General features: G+C 67.9%; 16 protein-coding genes and 1 pseudogene. 6 read left to right on the top strand and 11 right to left on the bottom strand.

The window, feature by feature from the left end; all coding sequences use genetic code 11:
- Nucleotides 1-355 precede the first annotated feature (355 nt).
- Genes NAM01S_RS33225 through NAM01S_RS33235 form a run of 3 tightly spaced genes read left to right on the top strand, consistent with a single transcriptional unit; the run spans nucleotide 356 to nucleotide 7,883 of the window.
- Nucleotides 356-985, top strand: a complete 630-nt coding sequence (locus NAM01S_RS33225) for a hypothetical protein (RefSeq protein ID WP_067793243.1) — start codon at nucleotides 356-358, stop codon at nucleotides 983-985.
- The gene (locus NAM01S_RS33230; protein WP_169810946.1) at nucleotides 985-2,853 is read left to right on the top strand and encodes an SPFH domain-containing protein; all 1,869 of its coding nucleotides are present in this window, start codon (nucleotides 985-987) and stop codon (nucleotides 2,851-2,853) included. The genes NAM01S_RS33225 and NAM01S_RS33230 overlap by 1 nt, the downstream gene beginning before the upstream one ends.
- Nucleotides 2,850-7,883 (top strand): DNA repair ATPase, encoded by a 5,034-nt coding sequence (locus tag NAM01S_RS33235; RefSeq protein ID WP_067793244.1) that lies wholly within the window; start codon nucleotides 2,850-2,852, stop codon nucleotides 7,881-7,883. Before NAM01S_RS33230 ends, NAM01S_RS33235 begins: the two co-directional genes overlap by 4 nt.
- A gap of 21 nt (nucleotides 7,884-7,904) precedes the next feature.
- On the opposite strand, the gene NAM01S_RS33240 is transcribed toward NAM01S_RS33235, so the two are convergent.
- Complete coding sequence (locus NAM01S_RS33240) at nucleotides 7,905-9,446, bottom strand: alanine/glycine:cation symporter family protein (RefSeq protein WP_067793246.1); 1,542 nt, start codon at nucleotides 9,444-9,446, stop codon at nucleotides 7,905-7,907.
- A gap of 282 nt (nucleotides 9,447-9,728) precedes the next feature.
- On the opposite strand from NAM01S_RS33240, the gene NAM01S_RS33245 reads away from it, so the two are divergent.
- From NAM01S_RS33245 to NAM01S_RS33255, 3 genes are all read left to right on the top strand, one after another.
- A complete protein-coding gene (locus NAM01S_RS33245) occupies nucleotides 9,729-10,241 on the top strand; it encodes a monooxygenase family protein (RefSeq protein ID WP_067793247.1) in 513 nt (170 codons plus the stop codon).
- Between the two features lie 227 nt (nucleotides 10,242-10,468).
- Nucleotides 10,469-11,089, top strand: coding sequence for an arsenate reductase/protein-tyrosine-phosphatase family protein (locus tag NAM01S_RS33250; RefSeq protein ID WP_067793248.1), 621 nt, complete (start codon nucleotides 10,469-10,471; stop codon nucleotides 11,087-11,089).
- A gap of 195 nt (nucleotides 11,090-11,284) precedes the next feature.
- Nucleotides 11,285-11,695 carry a hypothetical protein gene (locus NAM01S_RS33255; protein WP_067793249.1) on the top strand — a complete coding sequence of 137 codons (411 nt, stop codon included), beginning with the start codon at nucleotides 11,285-11,287 and terminating at the stop codon, nucleotides 11,693-11,695.
- 103 nt (nucleotides 11,696-11,798) lie between these two features.
- Here the strand turns inward: NAM01S_RS33255 and NAM01S_RS33260 are convergent, their stop codons facing one another.
- The 10 genes and pseudogenes from NAM01S_RS33260 to NAM01S_RS33305 form a co-directional block, all read right to left on the bottom strand.
- Nucleotides 11,799-12,611, bottom strand: coding sequence for an acyl-CoA thioesterase (locus NAM01S_RS33260; protein ID WP_245910674.1), 813 nt, complete (start codon nucleotides 12,609-12,611; stop codon nucleotides 11,799-11,801).
- A gap of 94 nt (nucleotides 12,612-12,705) precedes the next feature.
- The gene (pyk, locus tag NAM01S_RS33265; RefSeq protein ID WP_174554891.1) at nucleotides 12,706-14,127 is read right to left on the bottom strand and encodes a pyruvate kinase; all 1,422 of its coding nucleotides are present in this window, start codon (nucleotides 14,125-14,127) and stop codon (nucleotides 12,706-12,708) included.
- 70 nt (nucleotides 14,128-14,197) lie between these two features.
- A complete protein-coding gene (locus NAM01S_RS36925; RefSeq protein WP_303755589.1) occupies nucleotides 14,198-14,866 on the bottom strand; it encodes an amino acid ABC transporter permease in 669 nt (222 codons plus the stop codon).
- A gap of 6 nt (nucleotides 14,867-14,872) precedes the next feature.
- Nucleotides 14,873-15,628 (bottom strand): amino acid ABC transporter substrate-binding protein, encoded by a 756-nt coding sequence (locus NAM01S_RS36930; protein ID WP_179831087.1) that lies wholly within the window; start codon nucleotides 15,626-15,628, stop codon nucleotides 14,873-14,875.
- Nucleotides 15,629-15,796: 168 nt separating this feature from the next.
- A complete protein-coding gene (locus NAM01S_RS37010) occupies nucleotides 15,797-16,255 on the bottom strand; it encodes a TM2 domain-containing protein (protein ID WP_067793250.1) in 459 nt (152 codons plus the stop codon).
- 226 nt (nucleotides 16,256-16,481) lie between these two features.
- Entirely contained in the window at nucleotides 16,482-17,600 is a 1,119-nt protein-coding gene (gene lgt, locus NAM01S_RS33285) for a prolipoprotein diacylglyceryl transferase (RefSeq protein ID WP_067793359.1), read from the bottom strand.
- 91 nt (nucleotides 17,601-17,691) lie between these two features.
- Nucleotides 17,692-18,492 (bottom strand): tryptophan synthase subunit alpha, encoded by an 801-nt coding sequence (trpA, locus tag NAM01S_RS33290; protein WP_067793251.1) that lies wholly within the window; start codon nucleotides 18,490-18,492, stop codon nucleotides 17,692-17,694.
- A complete protein-coding gene (gene trpB, locus NAM01S_RS33295) occupies nucleotides 18,489-19,751 on the bottom strand; it encodes a tryptophan synthase subunit beta (protein WP_067793252.1) in 1,263 nt (420 codons plus the stop codon). Before trpB ends, trpA begins: the two co-directional genes overlap by 4 nt.
- Nucleotides 19,751-20,569 carry an indole-3-glycerol phosphate synthase TrpC gene (gene trpC / locus NAM01S_RS33300; RefSeq protein WP_067793253.1) on the bottom strand — a complete coding sequence of 273 codons (819 nt, stop codon included), beginning with the start codon at nucleotides 20,567-20,569 and terminating at the stop codon, nucleotides 19,751-19,753. Before trpC ends, trpB begins: the two co-directional genes overlap by 1 nt.
- Nucleotides 20,570-20,977: 408 nt before the next feature.
- Nucleotides 20,978-21,679 (bottom strand): annotated as a pseudogene (locus NAM01S_RS33305) (TIGR02234 family membrane protein); the annotation flags it as partial.
- Between the last annotated feature and the right edge of the window lie 22 nt (nucleotides 21,680-21,701).

The raw sequence follows: 21,701 nt of genomic DNA on the forward strand, positions 1-21,701 counted from the left end.
TCCACCTCGGCCGCCGACCTGGCTGCCTGACCACCATGGTCCCCGCGGGCTGGGCAGGCGTCCAGTTCGAGGCAGCGATTCCCCGCCTGCTCGGGCATTTATTCCGGGAACGCTTCGCGTCGGCCAATTCGGTTGCGGCAGTTATTCTTTTACGGCATTCTTACGGATAGGAGCGCCGGGAAGTCTGGTCGGCACAACCTGGCCTGTTCGGGCCTGGGGGTTTCGGCTGACGAGGGGAAATCAACGGTGCTTGTCGTGCTTTTCCGCCGCGCTGTTCACAGGCGGTTCGATCAATGTGGTGATCTTCGCGGATGGCGCCCAGATTCGGGAGCGCTACCGACGATCTCACCGTCGTATGGGTGAGTTCCTCGCTGCGACACTGACGTTTCCCACCGCACTGTTCACCTTCGCGTTGCTCGTCGTGCTCGGGTACTGGCTGCTCGTCCTGGTCGGCGCCACCGAAGTGGACGCGTTCGATGGCGTCGGCAGCGGCGAAACCGACTGGGCAGCGGACGGCTTCGACGCGCTCGGCGTGGGCGGCGTGCCCGCGACGGTCGCGGTGACCGGGCTGGTTTCGCTGTCGTGGTTCGCGAGTCTGGTGGGGACTGTGGCGATCAGAGCTGTCGATCTCGGTGGAGCCGCCGCGATGGCCGCGGGTATCGCGGTATCGATCGCGGCTGTCGTGGCAGCGGTCCAGGGAACCCGTGTGGTGGTGATCCCGCTCCGGCGCTTCTTCCGCCAACCGGTCCCGCCATCGCGGCAGGATTTCATCGGTCGGGTGTGCGTGATTCGGACCCGCCGTGTCGATGCGGAGTTCGGACAGGCCGAACTCACCTGCGCCGACGGCTCGTCGGCGATCATCCAGGTCCGGCAGAGCTTCGTGCATGCCGCGACCGCTCCCCTCGCGCAGGGGGAATCTGCTGTCGTTCTCGACTACGACCAGGCCACCGGAGCCTTCTGGGTGGCCGCAACGGAGGGGATCTGATGTCTACCATCGCACTGGGCTTCGGCGTACTGCTGGCGCTGGTTCTGCTCGTGGCGCTCGCCGGCCTGTTTCTGGTGAGCCGACTGTTCAAGAAGGTCAGTCAGGGCCGTGCGCTGATCATTTCGAAGATGCGGAAGGTGGAGGTCACTTTCACCGGCGCGATCGTGCTGCCGGTGCTGCACAAGGCCGAGTTCATGGACATCTCGGTGAAGACGATCGAGATCGACCGGGTCGGTCGCGATGGGCTGATCTGCCGCGACAACATCCGCGCCGACATCCGCATCACCTTCTTCGTCCGGGTCAACAAGACCGTCGAGGACGTGATCAAGGTGGCTCAAGCGATCGGGACCACCAGGGCCAGCGACCAGGCGACGTTGCAGGAGCTGTTCAGCGCGAAGTTCTCCGAGGCGCTCAAGACCGTCGGCAAGCACTTGGACTTTGTCGACCTGTACACCCAGCGCAACGAGTTCCGCGATCGCATCATCGCGGTCATCGGCACCGACCTGAACGGCTACAGTCTCGAGGACGCCGCGATCGACTACCTCGAGCAGACGCCGCTGACACAGCTGGACGCCCAGAACATCCTCGACGCCCAGGGTATTCGCAAGATCACCGAGCTGACCGCGATCGAGCACGTACGCACCAACGAGTTCCGCCGCCAGGAAGAGAAGGAGATCACCCGGCAGAACGTCGAAGCGCGCGAGGCCGTGCTCGAGCTGGAACGTCAGCAGGCCGACGCGGAGAACCGGCAGCGTCGCGAGGTCGAGACCTTGCGCGCCCGGGAGGACGCCGAGATCCTGCGGGTGCAAGCCGAGGAGCGGCTCAAGGCTCGGACCGCGTTCCTGCGGACCGAGGAAGCGCTCGGTATCCAGGAACAGAACAAGGACCGTGAGATCGCGGTCGCGGAGAAGAACCGCGAGCGAGTCATCGCCATCGAATCCGAACGAATCGAGAAGGATCGGCTGCTCGAAGTCACCGACCGTGATCGTGCGGTCTCACTGGCCCAGATCGCCAACGAGCGCGAACTCGAGACCGAACGCCGCACGGTGTCGGAGGTGGTGCGCGAGCGGGTCGCGGTCGACAAGACCGTCGCCGAACAGGAGGAGCGGATCAACCGCCTGCGCGCGGTGGAGGCTGCCGAGCGCGAACGCCAAGCCATCGTCATCCGCGCCGAGGCCGACGCCCAAGAGCATCTGGTCAAGGACATCAAAGCCGCGGAGGCGGCCGAGGCGGCGGCGAGATTCAAGGCCAAGGAGACCCTGACGCTGGCCGAGGCCGAGCAGCAGGCCGCCGAGTTGCAGGCGCGGGCCAAGATCCGGCTCGCCGAGGCGTCCCAGGCCGAGTCAGCCGCCTACGGTCTCGGGCAGGCGCAGGTCCGCGAGCGCGAGGCGGACGCGATCGAAAAGGTGGGTCGTGCCGAGGCCGCCGCGCTGCGGGAGCGGAACCTGGCCGAGGCCGAGGGGCTGCGCGAGAAGCTCAAGGGCGAGGCCGAAGGCCTCGAGGACAAGGCCGCGGCGATGGCGGCGCTCGACGACGCGACTCGCGAGCACGAGGAATACCGGCTGCGGTTGGAACTCGAGAAGGAGGTCGAACTGGCCAAGGTGCATGCGCATCGGGAGGTCGCCGCAGCGCAGGCCAAGGTGCTGGCAACGGGTCTCGAGCAGGCCAATATCGACATCGTCGGCGGCGAGTCGGTGTTCCTGGACCGGCTCGTGGGTTCGATCGGTCTCGGCAAGGGCCTGGATCGGCTGCTGCACACCGACACCGGTGCCGCGGCAAGCGCGGTCGTCGGCTCGCTGCTTGCCCGCAACGGCTCCGACCCAGCGGCGTCGAGCGACAGTGCCTCCGACGTCAGCTTCGCGAAATGAGCGACGACCTGCCGCGGCAGCTGGACGCGGACGCCGGGGTGGCGACATCCGCCCCGGCCGCCGCCCTGGACGGCGGCACGTACGAGGTGCTGCGGGCCCGGCTGCGCGAGCAGTCGGGCGAATTGGCGCGGCGCTGTACACAGCTCAACGACCGCCGTATCGCGGAGTTCGGCGGTATCGAGATGACGCTGCTGGGCACCGAGCGGATCCGCACCGAGCACAACTGCGTGCCACGCGACATCGTGGCACTGCCGGACGGGCGAATGGTCTTCGGCTACAACGTGTTCATCGGGTCGAAGCCACATACCGAGGTCGGCGACGTGTTCGCCGTCCATCGGTTCCGCCGGGACGGGACCTGGTTCGGTTTCGAGGAAGTCGACCCCGCGGGATTGTTCGATGACGCGCGATTCCACCGCGACTTCGCCGAACTGTATCGGTACTACAGCCAGACGCGCCTACTCCAGCTGCGCAGGACCGAGGGCCGGATGCTGGCCGTCTTCCAGACCGGTCAGCGCACCGACGACATCAAAGTCCTGCGCTGGCGCACCGAGAATCCCGACTCGGTGCGCTACCTCGACAACCGCGGTGAACGCGACCACGTGTTTCCCGCCGCCCACGAATTCACCTGGACCGAGACCACCCGCGCGGACCAGGTACCCGGCAGGCATCCGCACCTGTCGATCCTGAACGAGGTGTTCGTCGAGACGCTCGGCGGCACCCTCACCATCAAGGTCGAGAACGACACCGAGACAGGATCGGGCATCTACAGCGAGCCGGTGGCGGAACCGCTGCAGAGTCTGGCCGACGCCGACGTGCACTACGCGAGGGTCGGTGTGCTGATCCTGCTACGCATTCGCCCTTACAACGAAATCAACTGGCGCTACCTGGTTTTCAATACGCGAACCAGGGGCGTGCTGCGGCTCGATGGCATCGGGTTGTCGTGCCGGTTGTTGCCCGACGAGCAGGGCATCATCTTTCCCGGCGGCTACTACCTCGATACCGGTGTGCACAAGACCTTCGACACCGCGGTCACCGACCTGGAGTACGAGCGCACCGTGCGCGCCGCCAGCGGTGAGGATGTGCTGTATGTATTCCATGCCAGGGCCGAGGGCCGGACTCTGCTGCTGCCCTACAACGTGATCGCCAAGCGGGTTTCCACTCCGATCACCTGCCACGGATATTCGTTGTTCAATGACGGCACCATGGTGGTCTTCCGCGCACTGTCGGACGAACCGGCCCGAGTGCATCCCATGCAGCTGTGGCAGACGCCGTTCGTCTCCGATGTGCACGCCGCGCGGCAGCCGGTGGGAGCCGGGGCGCTGGCGCGAATCGGCAACGCCGAGCTGGTACGCGGCATCTCCGAGTGCTTGTCGGTGGCACGCATGGCCGACGACATGGCGCCGGCCACGGCGGTCTTCGAGGCGATGATCGCGGCGTGCGTCCGCGTCGCCGATCACTACCCTTGGCTGGCCGACCCGGACCTCGGCGCTGTCGCCGGACCGCTCGCCGCGCTGCGCGCCACCGCCGAGCAGGTGCTCGACGAGTTCGAGAAGGTCACCGCACGGACCGAACAGGCCGCCGCCGCGGTCGCGGCGGCCGCCGACCAAATCGCCGACCTGGTGCGAACCGTCGACACGGCCGCACACACCACCGCAGAAGGCTGGGTCGGGCAGCTCACCGAGCTACATCGAGCCCACGGGCGGCTGGCAACCCTGCGTGAGCTGCGCTACGTCGACACGACCCGCCTCGATGAACTGACCGCGACGGTATCGGCCGCGCTCGTCGGCGCCGGGCATCGCGCGATCGAAGCGCTCAGCGATGCGAAGGCATTCGATGAGCTCCAGCGTGAAATCGCCGCCGAGACCGAGCGTGCGGAGACGATCGCGACGTCCGCCGAAGCCGAGCCGATCCGGCGGTGGCTCACCGAACGGGCCGACGCGCTGCGGACGGTCATCGACGTGGTCTCGGGCCTGCGCATCGCCGACGCGACCGTCCGTACCGGGATTCTGGAAAGCCTCGGTACCGCACTCGCCGGCATCAACCGGGTTCGCGCCACGCTCCAGGCCCGCCGCGCTGATCTCGCCACAGTGGAAGGACGCGCGGAATTCGCCGCCGAGTTCGCGTTGTTCGGGCAAGCGGTAACGGGCGCGCTGGCAATATCCGACACGCCCGATGCCTGTGACGATCAGGTGGCGAAGCTCCTGCTGACCGTGGAGAACCTGGAAGCCAGGTTCGGAGAGCTGGACGATTTCGCGGTGCGACTCGCGGCCGAGCGCGAAGACATCCACGAAGCGTTCGCGGCACGCAAGCAAGCTCTGGTCGACGAGCGGTCGCAGCGGGCCGGGCGCCTGACCGAGTCGGCGCAACGGCTGCTGCGCAGCATCGAACGCCGGTGCGCCACACTGACATCGACCGATGAGGTGAACGCCTACTTCGCCGCGGACCCGATGCCTGCCCGGCTCCGCGAGGTCGTCGCCGAACTGCGCGCCATCGATGAGGTCGTACGTGCCGAGGAGTTCGACGGACGCGTCAGCACGGTGCGCCAGGAGGCAGTTCGAGCGCTGCGTGACAGGCAGGACCTCTACACCGACGGCGGCGAGACGATCCGACTGGGTCGGCACCGTTTCACGGTCGACTCCCAGCCGATGGATGTGGCGCTGGTGCCGCACGCCGATTCGGTCGTGTACTCCATCACCGGCACCGACTATCGCGCACCGGTCCGTGACAGCGACTTCGCCGACACCGCACCTTTCTGGTCGCAGCTGCTCGTCTCCGAGACCGAGCAACTCTACCGTTCGGAATATCTCGCGACCACCCTGCTGGCCGAAGCGGAAGCCGACGGCAGCCTCGAGTCACTGCACGCCGCTGCCGACGACGGTGAACTGCCCGCCCTCGTGCGCCGTGCGGCCGAACACCGCTATGACGAGGGTTACCAACTCGGCGTGCACGATCACGACGCAACCGTGATCCTGTCCGCCCTGCTGCGGCTGCGCGCCGGGGCAGGCTTGCTGCGCTACCGTCCCGCCGATCGCGCCGCCGCTCAATTGTGGTGGCGATTCGGCGGAGTGGACTGGGGGGCGCACGACACCGCGACCCGTACTCGGTGGACGACCCGCATCACCTCGATGGCGACGGCCAGAACCCTGTTCGCGAATGCCGCGGCACTCACCCGGGTGCGCGCGGACCTCGCCGCGGCGATCGCGGAATTCGCGGGTCGGCTCGAACTCGCCGATGTCGATCCGCAGCAGGCGGGCGCGTATCTGTTCGAGGAACTCGCCACCGCGCCGCCGGGTTTCGTCACCGCTCGCGCCGCGCGAATACTCCTTGATCGTTTCCACCGTCATCTGGCGGGTGCGCACGCCACCGCCAGGGTGGACTACGAGCGGGATCTGCTGGCCTCGGACGCCGATCTGCCACTGCGCTTTCAGCTCGTCACGACGTGGTTGACCGCGTTCGACGACCACGCGGGCAACGATGCCGAGACCACCACGCACCTGCCGGAGGCGGTCGCGATCGAACTGTGCGGCTCCGAGGTGATCCGACACGAGAGCGCGGCAGAACTCACCGCGACCGTACCCGGGCTGCTCGGCGACCACCCGCGAATCACGCACCGCACGATGAGTTTCCGCATCGATGACCTGACCGCGCGCGCCTACAGCTTCCGCACCGAACGCGTCCCCGGCTTCCGCGCCTATCTGCGCCGTCGCAACGAGTTGGTCACCGAGGAACGACACCGTCTGCGCCTGCACGAGTATCGACCGACCGTGCCGAGTGGATTCGTGCGCAACCGCCTCATCGACGAGGTATATCTGCCATTGATCGGCGACAATCTCGGTAAACAGCTCGGCGTGACCGGCGATGGCGAGCGCGTCGACCAGTCCGGGCTGCTGCTGCTGATCTCTCCACCCGGGTACGGAAAGACCAGCCTCATCGAGTACGTGGCCGCGCGCCTCGGGATGATCTTCGTCAAGGTCAACGGTCCGTCCCTCGGACATGCGGTGCGCTCGGTCGATCCCGCGGCGGCACCGAACGCCACCGCGCGCCAAGAGGTGGAGAAGATCAACTTCGCGTTGGAACTCGGTAACAACGTGCTGCTCTACCTCGACGACATCCAGCACACCTCCCCCGAACTGCTCCAGAAGTTCATCACGCTGTGCGACGGTCAGCGCCGCATGGAAGGTGTGTGGGACGGCCGCTCCCGCACCTACGACCTGCGCGGCAAGCGCTTCGCGGTCTGCATGTCCGGCAACCCCTACACCGAGCAAGGCACGCGCTTCCGCATCCCCGACATGCTCGCCAACCGCGCCGACGTGTGGAACCTCGGTGACGTGCTGTCCGGGCGGGAGGATCTGTTCGCCCTCAGCTACCTCGAGAACGCGCTCACCGCCAATCCCGTTCTCGCACCACTGTCCGCACGCGACCGCGGCGACCTCGAACTACTCCTGCGCATCGCACGCGGCGACGACACCGCGCGCACCGACCAGCTCATCTACCCGTACACACCCACCGAACTGTCCGACATCACCTCGGTGTTGCGCAAGATGCTGCGGGTCCAGGAAGTTGTGCTGGACGCCAACCGCGCCTATATCGCCTCCGCCGCGACCGCCGACGCCGCACGCACCAAGCCCCCGTTCCGGCTCCAAGGCTCCTATCGCGACATGAACGCCCTCGCCGCACGCATCGTGCCCGTCATGAACGACGACGAACTGGAAGCCCTCATCGACGACCACTACACCGGCGAAGCGCAAGCCCTCGCCGCCGACGCGGAAGCCAATCTGCTCCAGCTGGCAGAATTGCGGGGCCGCTCGTCCCCCGCCCAGGCCACCCGATGGGACGAGGTCAAAGCCGCCTACCTGCGCGAACGAGCCCTCGGCGGCGACGCCGACGACCCGATGGTTCGCGCCGTCGGCGGACTCGGCCTACTGGCCGACCGCATCGGAGCCATCGAAGCCGCCATCCGCGCCTTCGCAGCCGGCGCAAGCACAGGGCCCCACACCGCACAGTCCAACTCGCGGCACAACGGTAGGTGAGATCTGGAACGACGCCGGCGGCTATACGGTGGCCCGTTCGCGATCCTTGCCGGTGGGTTCGTAAGTCTCCCAGAACGTCGCGCCGGTGATGCCGACCGCGAGCGGATCGAAGACCGGATCCAGGCCCGCCTTGCGCTGGCGTTCGTAGTCACGCAGTGCCCGGTAGGCGGGCTGTTGCACGACGAGGATGCCGATGATGTTGAGCCAGGCCATCAACCCGACGCCGATGTCGCCCAGTGTCCACGCCTCCGTCGCGGTCGACACCGCACCGACGGCCACCGAGACGAGGATCAGAGCCTGCAGCAGCAGCGTCGTGTTCGATCCGATCGTGCCGCGAATGAACGGCACCGGGACCGGCGCGAACTTTCCGAGCAGGAACCGCAGGTTGGTTTCGGCCATGTAGTAGTAGGCGATGATCGTGGTCAGGCAGAAGAAGGCCAGCGATATCGCGATGAACGTGGATCCGACGCCGTTCCACAGCGTGTCGAAACCGGCCTGCGCGAAAGCCGGTCCGACCGCGGTGTCCGCGGGCAGCGCGCCGCCGTCGCGCAAGACAGCGCCGGTCGCGGTCTCTCCTTCGAACACCCGGTACGCGCCGGTCGACAGGATGAGGAACCCGGTCGCGGTGCAGACGAACAGCGTGTCGACGTAGACCGCGAAGGCCTGCACCAGACCCTGCTTGGCCGGATGCGAGACCTCCGCGGCCGCGGCGGCGTGCGGTCCGGTTCCCTGTCCGGCTTCATTGGAGTAGACCCCGCGCTTGACGCCCCACATCACCGCCGCACCGATGATCGCGCCGAACACCGAATCCATGCCGAACGCGCTGGCGAACACCAATTCGATCATGCCCGGCACTGCGTCGGCGTTGGCGATGACGATGACCAGCGCCACCGCGATGTAGACCACCGCCATGAACGGCACCACGACGGTGGCGAACGCGGCGATGCGCTTGACGCCGCCGATGATGACGAACGCCAGCACGATGACCGTCCCGACGGCCACCGCCCATTCCGAGAAACCCCATGCTTCGGTCATGGCCGAAGCCATCGAGTTCGACTGCACGCTGGGCAGCAGCAACCCGCAGGCGAGCACCGTGACCGCCGCGAACACGAAGCCGTAGATCTTGAACGCCGGCGCCATCTTGGTGTGCGCCATCGCCTGGCTGAAGTAATACGCGGGGCCGCCACGGTACTCGCCGGTCAGGCGGTCACGCGTCTTGTAGATCTGGCCGAGAGTGCACTCGACGAACGAGGTCGAAGCCCCCAGGAACGCCACCGCCCACATCCAGAACAGCGCCCCCGGCCCGCCGAAAGCGATCGCGGTGGCCACGCCTGCGATGTTGCCGGTGCCGATCCGGCCCGACAACGACATGGCCAGCGCCTGGAACGACGACACTCCAGCAGACGACTTCTCCCCGTGGATCAACAGCCTGATCATGTCCGGAACCTGCCTGACCTGGACGAACCGTGACCTGACGGAGAAGTACACCCCTGCGGCCAGGCACAGGTAGACCAGACTGTTGCTCCAGATATAGCCGTTCACTGTGTTGAGGAAATCGGTCAAGACAAGGCGCTCCCATCGAAACGAAGATCTCGTTCCGAATACTCGCATGATGTGATGACCCGATATTTCGAAATGGTGACATCGGTGTTAGACGTCCAGCGGGCAGACGCAGCGCAGCAGCTGCGTTGTGTCAGTGGCCTGGTCGCCGGTTGCCGAGGTCGGGCCGATGCCGTCCGGCGTGCAGATCGGCATTCGGAGTGCGTGCGTGTGAACCGGGGCGGGGGCTCACACGTACCTCGTAGGGTGGGGCGTACAGGTGCGCGCCGTTGCGGAGGTTGCGGTATGCGGGTGAGCAGGATGACCGTGGATCTGTCCGGGTATCCGGATCTGGTCGTCGTCTACCTCGGGATGCGGGTGCGGCGGCCGAGGGGGATGCTGCGGTTGCTGGGGTTGGGGCCGAAGCTGTATCGGTCGCATCGGGACCGGCCGGACGGGCTGCTGCTGCACGAGGACGTTGTGTGGGGGTTGTTTCCGCCGCACTGGGGTGCGCGGCAGTACTGGCGCGATCTGGACAGCCTCGAACAGTGGACGCGGTCGGAGCCGCACCGGGAATGGTGGGCGCGATTCCTGAAGGACTCGGGCGGGACGGGGTTCTGGCACGAGGCCTACTTCGCGCGCGGCGGCATCGACGCGATGTACGACGACATGGCGCCGGCGACGGGGATGGCTCGGTTCGCACCGGTGATCGCCTCCCGTGGGCCGATGTTCTCCACGCGCGGGCGGGTGCACGGCGAAAAGTCGAAAGTTGCGCCGGTGGTCTCCGAAAGTTCTTATTACCGAAACGAATCCGAGTGAGTGAGCGCACAACGCCGCGACGGCAGGTCGATGATTGAAGATCGAAGCGGCTGGGTAAGTTCACCGATAAGCCCGGCGCTCGATCGTGACACGCATCGAGAATCCGCCTGAATACCCGGGTGAGCTTTGTGTACGGCACGCGACACCGAGATGAATATGTGTCTGCGCACCTGTGATTCGATCTTGCGCGCCTTCAGGTCCGCGACCGGCCGAATTACCGTATTCCCATGCACGTCCTGTTCGTCTGCAACGGCAATGTCTGTCGTTCGGTCATCGCCGAACGGCTCACCCGCGCTCTCGCCGTCGAACACGACCTCGCCGGTCTCACCGCGGAAAGCGCGGGCACCCGCGCGCTGGTCGGATTCCCCATCGAACCGCTCACCGCACAAACCATTTCCGGTCTCGGCGCGAATCCCGACGGCTTCCGCGCACGCAAACTCAAGCCGGAAATGATCGACCGCGCCGATCTCGTGCTCGCGATGACCGAACAAATCCGCGACCAAGCCGCCGACATGGCATTCGGTGCTGCCGCACGAACTTTCACGCTGCTGGAAGCGCACCGAATCGCCAAGGTCACCGGCGCGCGCACGGTCGCCGACATGAATTTGGCCCGCAACGACCTGTCCCTGGTCGGCAGGGAGAACATCGCCGACCCGGTCGGCCTCTCCGAAGCCGCGTACTGCGAAGTCGGCGACCGCATCGCCGAAGCGCTGGTCCCGCTGATGCTCGTGCTCGCCCCGCACGAACAAGCCAGGCCCGAAGACGACGACCGCACCGGACTAGTGCTGCAACCGGGCGCCGCGCCCGCGCCGCTCTCGGCTTTCTTGGCGGCACAGCGCATCCGGTGACGCACCGAGTCCGGCTGACACAGCCCATTCGGTGACGCAACGCAATCCGTCGCCGTCACACCACCGATGAACGTCACGAAATCAGCACGCGCGGGTGAAATCACACCCGGCTGTGTCACGCACGCCCACCGAGGCACTACACTCCCCGCGGACAGCATCCGCCGTTGATGGTTCGACACACGACAGGAACCAAACATGCCGAAACGCATCTCGGATGTTTCGCTTCATGTTTATGTCACACCGGAAACGCTCGAACAGGTTGTCGAAACGGTGCGCGCGGTGGTGGACGACCACCTGCACGACCGCGACGTCTTCGCCTGGCGTTTCACCTTGCCCGTCGACACCGACCACCCCGCCCACGTGATGCTCGAAACCCAATGGCGCGGAGGTCATCCCGGCAGCGAACCGGAGACGCGCCGCACCTACGAGATCGCACTCAGCCTGGTCGGCGCACCGCGCGACCTGACCGCCCCGAGCCTGGCCGCGCTGGAACGGCGGCTGATGATCGAAACATCCTGCGGCACCGCCGATCCCGATGTGCCGCGCACGATAAGCACGCAGCGCAGGGACAGCTTCGATTTCGAGACGGAGCGGGAAATCCTCTAGCGCCCCGCGCCTGCGACCCGCTAGCGCCCCGCGCCCGAAATCCTCTAGCGCCCCGCGCCCGAAATCCGCCAGCGCCCCGCGCCCGAAATCCGCTGGCGCGCCTTCACCGCCGGGACGGAAAGTGGCGGATCAGGCCTTCCTGCACCGTGGTGGCCAGGAGCTCACCGCTGCGCGAGTAGAACCGGCCGGTGGCCAGTCCGCGCGAGCCCGCCGCGACCGGGGACTCGGTGGAATACAGCGCCCAGTCGTCGAAGCGGAACGGACGGTGGAACCAGATGGAGTGGTTCACGGTGGCCGCGACGATCCGGTCCAGGCCCCAGGACAGGCCGTGCGTGGTGATGATCGAGTCGAGCACCGTGGTGTCGGACGAATAGCCGAGCGTGGCGACGTGGATCAGCGGATCGTCGGGTAGCTTGCCGTCGGCGCGCATCCAGACCCGATTGTGGTTGAGCCGCTCCCCCGTGCCCTTCAGGATCCAGGCCGGGTCGTTGGTGTAGCGCATGTCGATCGGATGCGGCGCGTTGACGAACATCTCCAGCTTGTCCTCCAAGCCTTCGAAGCTCTCCTCGACGCGCGGCAGCTGCTCGGGATCCGGCACCTCGGGGTGGGGATGGGCGTGCTCGAGTCCCTTGCCCCAGTCCTGGAAGGCGGCCAGCATGACGAACAGCTCCTGATCGTCCTGCACCGCGGTGACCGTGCGGTTGGCGAAGGAGCGGCCGTCGCGGTGCCGGTCCACCCGGTACTCGATCGGCTGCTTCGGATCGCCGCCCCGCACGAAGTGCGCGTTCACGGCGTGCACGGGCCGGTCGCCCACGGTGCGACCGGCCGCCATGATCGCCTGGGCGACCAGCTGTCCGCCGAAGGTCCGGCTCCAGACCTTCTCCGGATGGTGACCGACGAAGACGTCGGTGTCCATCTGCTCGAGCTCGAGCAGACCGAGCAACACATCCAGATCGGACCGCGTCGTCGACCCTTGGGTGCCGACGGGGTCGCTCAGCGAAGCACTCACTCTAATGGTCCTCCTCACCGATACGGTGCACGTGGATCAGGTTGGTGGAACCGACAGTACCGGGCGGGGAGCCCGCCACGATGACCACCAGATCACCTTTCTTGTATCGATCCATCGACAGCAGCGCCTGGTCGACCTGATGGATCATCGCGTCGGTGGTCTTCACCGTCGGCACGATGAACGTCTCGGTGCCCCAGGTCAGCGCCAGCTGGCTGCGCACCTCGGGCAGCGGGGTGAAGGCGAGCAGCGGCAGCGGGGTGTGCAGCCGGGCCAGGCGGCGCACGGTGTCGCCGGACTGGGTGAACGCCACCAGCGCCTTGGCGTTGAGCCGCTCGCCGATGTCGCGCGCCGCGTAGGAGATGACGCCGCGCTTGGTGCGCGGCACGTGGGTCAGCGGCGGCACCCGGGTGGAGGACTCCGCCTCGACCGCGTGCACGATCCGCGCCATGGTGCGCACCGTCTCGATCGGATACGAGCCGACCGAGGTCTCACCGGACAGCATGACCGCGTCCGCGCCGTCGAGCACCGCGTTGGCCACGTCCGAGGCCTCGGCGCGGGTCGGGCGCGAGTTCTCGATCATCGACTCCAGCATCTGGGTCGCGACGATGACCGGCTTGGCGTTCTCGCGCGCCATCTGGATGGCCTTCTTCTGCACCAGCGGCACCTGCTCCAGCGGCAGCTCGACGCCGAGGTCGCCGCGCGCGACCATGATCGCGTCGAAGGCGAGCACGATCGCCTCGAGGTTGTCGATGGCCTCGGGCTTCTCCAGCTTGCCGATCACCGGGACGCGCCTGCCGACCCGGTCCATCACGTCGTGCACCAGCTCGACGTCGGACGGCGATCGCACGAACGAGAGGGCGATGAAGTCGACGCCGAGCTTGAGCGCGAATTCCAGGTCCTCGATGTCCTTCTCCGACAGCGCGGGCACCGAGACGTCCATGCCGGGCAGCGAGACACCCTTGTTGTTGGAGACCGGTCCGCCCTCGGTCACCCGGCACACCACGTCGTTGCCGTCGACGGCGGTCACCGTCAGGCCGACCTTGCCGTCGTCGACGAGCAGACGGTCACCGGGCTTGGCGTCCTTGGCCAGCTCCTTGTAGGTGGTCGAGACGCGGCTGTGGCTACCGTCCACGTCCTCGACGGTGATGCGCACTTCCTCGCCGGTCGCCCACACCGTGCGGCCCTCGGTGAACCGGCCGAGCCGGATCTTGGGGCCCTGTAGATCGGCGAGGATGCCGACCGCTCTGCCGACATGGTCCGAGGCCTGACGCACCTTCTTGTAGTTCTCGGCGTGGTCCGCGTGCTCGCCGTGGCTGAAGTTCAGCCGCGCAACGTCCATCCCGCTCTCGACGAGTTCGCGGATCCGGTCCTCGGTGGCAGTGGCCGGGCCGAGCGTGCACACAATCTTCGTCCGTCGCATCACGAGTAGAGCCTAGTCCTGCTGAGTGGTACGGGCCCGTCGCGGCCTCGATGAAGAATTGGTGAACTGGTCCTCACCTGGCCACGTGCCGGGAAAGGCGCGTCTCGAGGCGAGTCTGACCGAAGCCGAGGATCAGGCAGATGACCCAGTAGTACAGCGCGGCAACCCCGTAGAGGGCGAAGAAGTCGAAGGTCGGCGCGGCCGCGAGCTGGGCGGTGCGCAGCAGTTCGGTGACCAGGATGGTCGAGGCCAGCGAGGTGTCCTTGACCAGCGAGATGAGCGTGTTCGACAACGGCGGCACCGCGATGCGCGCGGCCTGCGGCAGGATGATCAGCCGCAGCATCATCGGATACGACATGCCGAGCGCCTGCGCCGCCTCCCACTGGCCGTGCGCCACCGACAGGATCGCGGCGCGCACCACCTCGGCCGCGTAACCGCCGACGTTCAGGCTGAACGCGATCACCGCCGCAGGGAACGGATCGATGACTATGTCGAACTGCGGCAGCGCGTAGAACACGATGAACAGCTGCACCAGCAGCGGCGTGCCGCGGATGATCGAGATGTAGAACCGCGCGGGCCCGGAAAGCAGCCAGGTCGGCGACATCCGCGCCAGCGCGACGAACAGCGCGAGCACCAAACCGATCGCGAAGCTGATCGCGGTGAGCGGGATGGTCTTGGTGACGGTGGCCTCGAGCATCGGCCACAAGTTGCGCCAGATCAGCTCCCGAGTCGCGGCGTCCACGGGCGGTTACTTGCTGACGTCGACGCCGAAGTACTTGTCCGAGATCTGCGCCAGCCTGCCCTCGGCGCGCAGCTCGTCCAGCGCGCGGTTCACCTCGGCGATCAGCGGGTCGCCCTTGCGGGCTGCGAAACCCATCGTGCTGGTCTCGCCGGTCTGCGCGGCGATCTTCACCGACTTGTCGCCGGAGGTCTTGGTGTACTCGTTGAACACCAGGTTGTCGTTGACGGTGCAGTCGACGCGGCCGTTCTTCAGCAGCTGGATGGCCTGCACCCAGCCCTCGACGGCCTCCACCTTCGCGCCCGCGCCCGCGGCGACCGCGCTCCAGTTGCTGGTGGCCGACTGGGCGGAGGTCTTGCCCGCGAGGTCGGCGAGCGAGGTGATGGCGTTGTTGTCGGCGCGGGTGACGATGACGCCCTCGGAGGTCGTGTACGGCTGGGAGAGCTCGTACTTGTTCTTGCGCTCGTCGGTGATCGAGACCTGGTTGGCGACCAGATCGAAGCGCTTGGACTCCAAGCCCGCGAAGATCGCGTCCCACGGGGTCTGCACGAATTCGACCTTGCGGCCGAGCTTGTCGGCCACGGCGCGGACCACGTCGACGTCGTAGCCGGTGAGCGCGCCGTCGGAGCCCTGGTAGCTGAACGGCGAGTAGGTGCCCTCGGTGCCGACCTTCAGCACGTTCGGGTCGTCGCCGCTGCCGCAGGCGGTGAGGCCGGTGGCGGCGACGATGGCGAGCATGGCGGCGGCGAACAGCTTGCGACGCACGAAATCCCTCTCTCCGGTGCGTGGAGGCCCCACACACGACACACAGATCCGGCCCAAGTTACGCCCGTTGCGGGCCGTTGCACAGTATTTCGCTCACCGTGCGCGAAAGGCCGCATCACGGAAACACGAAGGGCGCCGCCTGCTCGGCGACGCCCTCTCGGATGGCGATCAGTCCCGCAGGGGTCGCCCGTTGGCGTCGGGCACCTTGCCGGTGAGGATCATGATCCCGTCGATGAGCGACCAGATACCGCAACCACCGCAGGTGACGATCTGCAGGATGCCGATGGTCGTGTAGCCCAGGTAGAAGCGGCCGATGCCCAGGGTGCCGACCAGCAGCTGCAGGATGCCCGCGATCATCTTCTGCTTGTCGGAGAACGGCACGCCCATCATGTCACGGCCGTACGGGGCCTCCGGGTCGGCCGGGTTGTAGCCCTGCGGCTGCGGCTGTCCGTACGGCGCGGCGGGCGGGTAGCCACCGGGCTGCTGGCCGAACTGCTGCTGACCGTACGGGTCGACGGGCTGGCCGTACTGCTGGCCAGAAGCGTCCTTGTTCAGGTCCGGTCCGGTACCGGGCGGGCCGTACTGCGGGCCGCCGAAGCCCTGGTTGTTCTGGTAAGGGTCGGTCACTCATGTCCTCCTCATCAAGTGGGCACCCATTACTGGCCCCCGATTTCCACGATCGCCTCGAACACGCCCGCGACGATCACCGGTCATTCTTGCCGGAATCGACCGATTTTGTCGCATCGGCGCCCATCGGGCACGGGGTCCGAGGAAATGAATTCCTCGGACCCCGTGTGGTTATCGCGCCCTATGGTGAATGTGTTGCCTACGCCGTCGATTTCGCGGGGCGTGCTTACTTGCCGTTGTCGGCGGTGGACTTCTCGCCTGCACCCATGCCGGACTTCGCTTTCTCGTCGCTCGTCTGCGGCGAGTCGTCCGCCTCAGCGGATTCCTCAGCCGCGGCAGGCTTCTCGGCCGCGCTCGGCGAGTCGCCGGCCGCCGAGCCCGCCTCGCCCGCGGCGTCCTTGTCCAGCGCCACACCGCTCGCCGACGCGGCGCCCGCCGCACGCAACGCGCCGATCTGCCACGGCCACGGTCGGTTCATCGCGCCGGGTTGCAGCTGATCCGCGGTCTCGCGTCCCTTGGTGGCGAACACGAAATAGGCGATGGCCGCGAGGAAGACGAGCGCCGAGGTGAACGAGTTGATGCGGATGCCCGCGATCTCGGTGGCCACGTCGTCGCGCATCAGCTCGACGAAGAATCGGCCGAAGCTGTATCCCGCGACGTAGAGCGCGAACAGTCGCCCGTGGCCGATCCGCCAGCGCTTGTCGATCTGCACGAGCAGCACCACGATCAGCACGTTCCACAGCAGCTCGTAGAGGAACGTCGGGTGCACGATCTTCTCGACCACGCCGTTGGAGACGCCGTTCATCGGGTCGGGATCGCCGTTGGCGTCGAACCTCGGGTAGATCTCCAGACCCCATGGCACGGTCGTCTCGCGGCCGTAGAGCTCCTGGTTGAAGTAGTTGCCGAGGCGGCCGATGGCCTGGGCGAGCAGGATCGGCGGCGCGATGGCGTCGCCGAACGCGGGCAGCGGGATGCGGTACACCCGGCAGCCGATCCAGGCGCCTACGCCGCCGAGGAACACCGCGCCCCAGATGCCGAGGCCGCCCTGCCAGATGTAGAGCGCCTCGATCGGGTTGCCGCCCGCGCCGAAGTACTTCTGCCAGTCCGTCGCCACGTGGTAGAGGCGCCCGCCGACCAGACCGAACGGCACCGCGAACATGGCGACGTCGAGCACCGTGCCCGGCTGACCGCCGCGCTCCTGCCAGCGCCGCTCGCCCCACCAGATGGCGACGACGATGCCGAGGATGATGCACAGGGCGTAGGCCCGTAACGGGATCGGCCCGAGTTGCCACACGCCCTGCGGGGGGCTGGGAATGTAGGCCAGCACATCGCTTCGTAAGGTCACGGTGGCCACCGTAGTCGAGGACGCGCGGAGTGCACGATCCGGCGGTGCGCGCGCCGTAGCTCCGGCCGGTCCGAGGGGCTTCGCCCGACGCCTACGAGGCGACGGTCGCCGAGCGCACGCCCTCGGCGAGTTCGCGCGTCAGCGCGCGTACCGCGTCCAGCCCCTCGCCCGCCGCCGTGACCAGCGCCGAACCCACGATCACGCCGTCGGCGTAGCTCGCGATCTCGGCGGCCTGCGCGCCGTTGCGGACGCCGAGGCCGACGCCGATCGGGATGTCGGAGTGGGCGCGGACGCGGGCGCACAGCGCGGGCGCCGCGGAGGACACCACGTCGCGCGCGCCGGTGACGCCCATGGTCGAGGACGCGTAGATGAAACCGCGGCTCGCCTCGAGCGTCTTCACCAGTCGCTCCTCGGTGGAGGACGGCGCGACCAGGAAGATACGGTCCAGATCGTGCGCGGCCGAGGCGACGAACCAGTCGTCGGCCTCCTCCGGGATGAGGTTCGGGGTGATGAGACCCGAGCCGCCCGCCGCGGCCAGATCGCGCGCGAAACGGTCGACGCCGTACTTGAGCACCGGGTTCCAGTAGGTCATCACCACGGCCTTGCCGCCCGCCTGGGCGATCGACTCGACCACCGTGAACACGTCGCGCACCCGCACGCCGCCGCGCAGCGCCTGCTCGGCGGCGGCCTGGATGGTCGGGCCGTCCATCACCGGGTCGGAGTAGGCGACGCCGACTTCGATGATGTCGCAACCGGATTCGACCATCGCGCGGCACGCGTCGATGGAACCGGCCAGGTCCGGGTAGCCCGCGGGCAGGTAGCCGATCAGCGCGGCCCGGTTCTCCGCGCGCGCCGCGGCGAAGGTGTTGGCCAGACGGGACTGCTGACTCACGACTCGGTCTCCTGCGGTGCGTCGAACAGCCCGAACCAGCGGGCCGCGGTGTCCATGTCCTTGTCGCCGCGGCCGGACAGGTTGACCAGGATGATCGCGCCGGGGCCGAGCTCCTTGCCGAGCTTCAGCGCGCCCGCGACGGCGTGCGCGGACTCGATCGCCGGGATGATGCCCTCGCTGCGGCTGAGCAGCAGCAGCGCGTCCATCGCCTCGGTGTCGGTGATGGGCTGGTATTCGGCGCGGCCGATGTCCTTGAGGTAGGCGTGCTCGGGGCCGACGCCCGGGTAGTCCAATCCCGCGGAGATGGAATGGGATTCGATGGTCTGGCCGTCCTCGTCCTGCAGCAGGTACGAGTAGGCGCCCTGGAACGCGCCCGGCGTTCCGCCGGTGAAGGTCGCGGCGTGCCTTCCGGTGTCGACGCCGTCGCCCGCCGCCTCGTAGCCGATCAGCCGGACGCTCGGATCGTCGAGGAAGGGGTGGAAGATGCCGATCGCGTTGGAGCCGCCGCCGACGCACGCGGTCACCGCGTCGGGCAGCCTGCCGGTCAGGTCCTGCACCTGCTGGCGCGCCTCGAGGCCGACGACGCGCTGGAGATCGCGCACCATGAGCGGGAACGGGTGCGGGCCCGCGGCAGTGCCGAAGCAGTAGTAGGTCTGCTCGGCGTTGGTGACCCAGTCGCGCAGCGCCTCGTTGATGGCGTCCTTGAGCGTCTGCGAACCGGTCGTCACCGAGATCACCTCGGCGCCGAGCAGCCGCATCCGCGCCACGTTCAGCGCCTGGCGGGCGGTGTCCACCGCGCCCATGTAGATGACGCAGTCCAAACCGAGCAGCGCGCACGCGGTGGCGGTGGCGACGCCGTGCTGGCCCGCCCCGGTCTCCGCGATGACGCGGGTCTTGCCCATCCGCTTGGCGAGCAGCGCCTGGCCGAGCACGTTGTTGATCTTGTGCGAGCCGGTGTGATTCAGATCCTCGCGCTTGAGCAGGATGCGCGCCCCGCCCGCGTGCTCGGCGAGCCGCTTGCACTCGAACACCGGCGAAGGACGGCCGGTGTAATCGCGCTGCAGGCGGTCCAGCTCGTCGAGGAAGGTGTGGTCGGCGCGGCACTTCTCGTACTCGGCGGTGACCTCCTCGATCACCGCCATCAGCGCCTCTGGCACGTGCCTGCCGCCGTAGACGCCGAAGTGGCCGCCGAGATCCGGTTCGTGCGAGCTCGGGTGCGCGACGCCCGCGCTGGCCTGGGGTAGTCCGTGCACCGCCATCACCGGCCCCGCCGGGCCGGCTTGGGGCAGGACGGGTGGGTGCCCGCGGTCACCAGCTCGGACACTGCCGCGCGCGGGTCGCCGCTGGTCACCAGGCCCTCGCCGACGAGGACGGCGTCCGCGCCCGCGCCCGCGTAGGCCAGCAGGTCGGCGGTGCCGCGGATGCCGGACTCGGCGATACGGATGACCTCGGTGGGCAGGCCGGGCGCGATGCGGGCGAACACGTCCCGATCCACCTCGAGCGTCTTGAGGTTGCGGGCGTTCACGCCGATCACCGACGCGCCCGCGGTGAGCGCGCGGTCGGCCTCTTCCTCGGTGTGCACCTCGACGAGCGCGGTCATGCCGAGCGATTCGGTGCGATCGATGAGCGAGGAGAGCACGTCCTGCTCGAGCGCCGCGACGATCAGCAGGATGACGTCGGCGCCGTGCGCGCGCGCCTCGTGGATCTGGTAGGGACCGACCACGAAATCCTTGCGCAGGATCGGGATGTTCACGGTGGCGCGCACCGCGTCCAGGTCGTCGAGCGAGCCGCCGAAACGGCGTCCCTCGGTGAGCACGCTGATGACGCGGGCGCCGCCGTCCTCGTAGGCCTTGGCCAGGCTCGCGGGGTCCGGGATGTCGGCCAGCGGTCCCTTGGACGGGCTCGCCCGCTTGACCTCGGCGATGACGCCGATGCCGTCTTCGAGGAGTGCGGCGCGCGCGTCCAGCGGGGCGGGCGCGGCGGCGGCTGCGGCCTTGATGGCGGGGAAGTCCAAAAGGGCTTCCCGAGCGGCCACATCCGCGCGGACCCCGTCGAGAATCGAGTCGAGTACCGTCATCTGGCTCGAATCCTTTCTGGGGAGACGGACTTGCTGCCTGAGAATCCCCCCAGGCGCTGTCTCACCGATGCTGACAAAGAATAAATGGCTGTACCTCTTGTCTCCGCGCCGGGGTTCGGCTCCGCGCGCCGTCGATGGTCGCGGCGGGGAGTCGACCCGCGGGGCGGGGCGTGGGCGGTCACGTCAGCCCGCACCGCCGTCCACTGTGCGGCGGGGGGAATCGAGCTCCGCGTTCCGGCGCGAGTCGGAGGCGGCGTCTCGAAGTGAATCGGTTTCGGTGTCCGTTGGCGCAACAGAACTGGCGTCCCGGCGCGAATCGGAGCCGACGCCCGGGCGTGATTCGGACGCAGCGTTGCCATCCGGTTCGGCGGACTCGGTGTGGCCCGCCGTGCCGCGTGACGCCGTTCCCGGCAGCGCGGTGTCGGTGTCCTCGGTCGGGTCGGTGCCCGCGTCCAGCGCGTCCCACAGCACCCGCTCGGAGAGTTGCCCGGAGTTGTCGGCGGCGCGGCGCTTGGTCACCTCTTCGGTGGCGGCCTCGCGGCGGACCACCGGGCTCTCGTATTTGCCGGAGAGCCTGCCCGATTCTCGCGGCATCCTGGCGAGCAGGACTCCGGCGGCGAACGCGGCGAACGCGGCGACCAACGTGAGCACCGCGGGCAACGGCGCGGTGGTCACCTCGGTGACGGTGGCGCGGCCGGGCAGTTCGGCCAGCGCGGCGGCACGCTCCGCGGTCGCGCCCTGACCAGTGAGCAACGCGAAGGCTGGCACGGCGGTCACCGCGGCGACGAGCGCGACCAGCACGCCGACCATCCGGCGCAGCCACCCTTTCGTGGCGAGCAGCGCGGCGATAGCCGCCAGCAGCACCAGCGCCAGCGGCGTGAGCGCGCCGAACCAGACGCTGCCGTTCAGCTCGTCGGTGCGCGGTTCGGTGAGCCCGTCCGAGGACGAGACCGTCACCCAGGTCAACCGCGACGAGCCCCACATCAGTGCCGCGGCCAGCGCCAGCAACACGATCGCCCCGATCGGATACTTGCGGCCCGTCGGGGTCTCGCCGGATTCGACTGCCTCGGCCGAGGCGCCGGGATCTCGGTCCGGTTCCGCGCTCGTCATAGGGCGCCGCCGTCCTGATTCG

The organism is Nocardia amikacinitolerans NBRC 108937, from assembly GCF_001612615.1.
GTDB classification, from domain to species: Bacteria; Actinomycetota; Actinomycetes; order Mycobacteriales; family Mycobacteriaceae; genus Nocardia; species Nocardia amikacinitolerans.

Bases quoted from the DNA above. Each gene is read 5' to 3' on its own strand.
- NAM01S_RS33225 (WP_067793243.1), top strand. From the start codon at position 356: ATGGGTGAGTTCCTCGCTGCGACACTGACGTTTCCCACCGCACTGTTC.
- NAM01S_RS33230 (WP_169810946.1), top strand. From the start codon at position 985: ATGTCTACCATCGCACTGGGCTTCGGCGTACTGCTGGCGCTGGTTCTG.
- NAM01S_RS33235 (WP_067793244.1), top strand. From the start codon at position 2,850: ATGAGCGACGACCTGCCGCGGCAGCTGGACGCGGACGCCGGGGTGGCG.
- NAM01S_RS33245 (WP_067793247.1), top strand. From the start codon at position 9,729: ATGCGGGTGAGCAGGATGACCGTGGATCTGTCCGGGTATCCGGATCTG.
- NAM01S_RS33250 (WP_067793248.1), top strand. From the start codon at position 10,469: ATGCACGTCCTGTTCGTCTGCAACGGCAATGTCTGTCGTTCGGTCATC.
- NAM01S_RS33255 (WP_067793249.1), top strand. From the start codon at position 11,285: ATGCCGAAACGCATCTCGGATGTTTCGCTTCATGTTTATGTCACACCG.
- NAM01S_RS33260 (WP_245910674.1), bottom strand. From the start codon at position 12,611: ATGGACACCGACGTCTTCGTCGGTCACCATCCGGAGAAGGTCTGGAGC.
- trpB (WP_067793252.1), bottom strand. From the start codon at position 19,751: ATGGCGGTGCACGGACTACCCCAGGCCAGCGCGGGCGTCGCGCACCCG.
- trpC (WP_067793253.1), bottom strand. From the start codon at position 20,569: ATGACGGTACTCGACTCGATTCTCGACGGGGTCCGCGCGGATGTGGCC.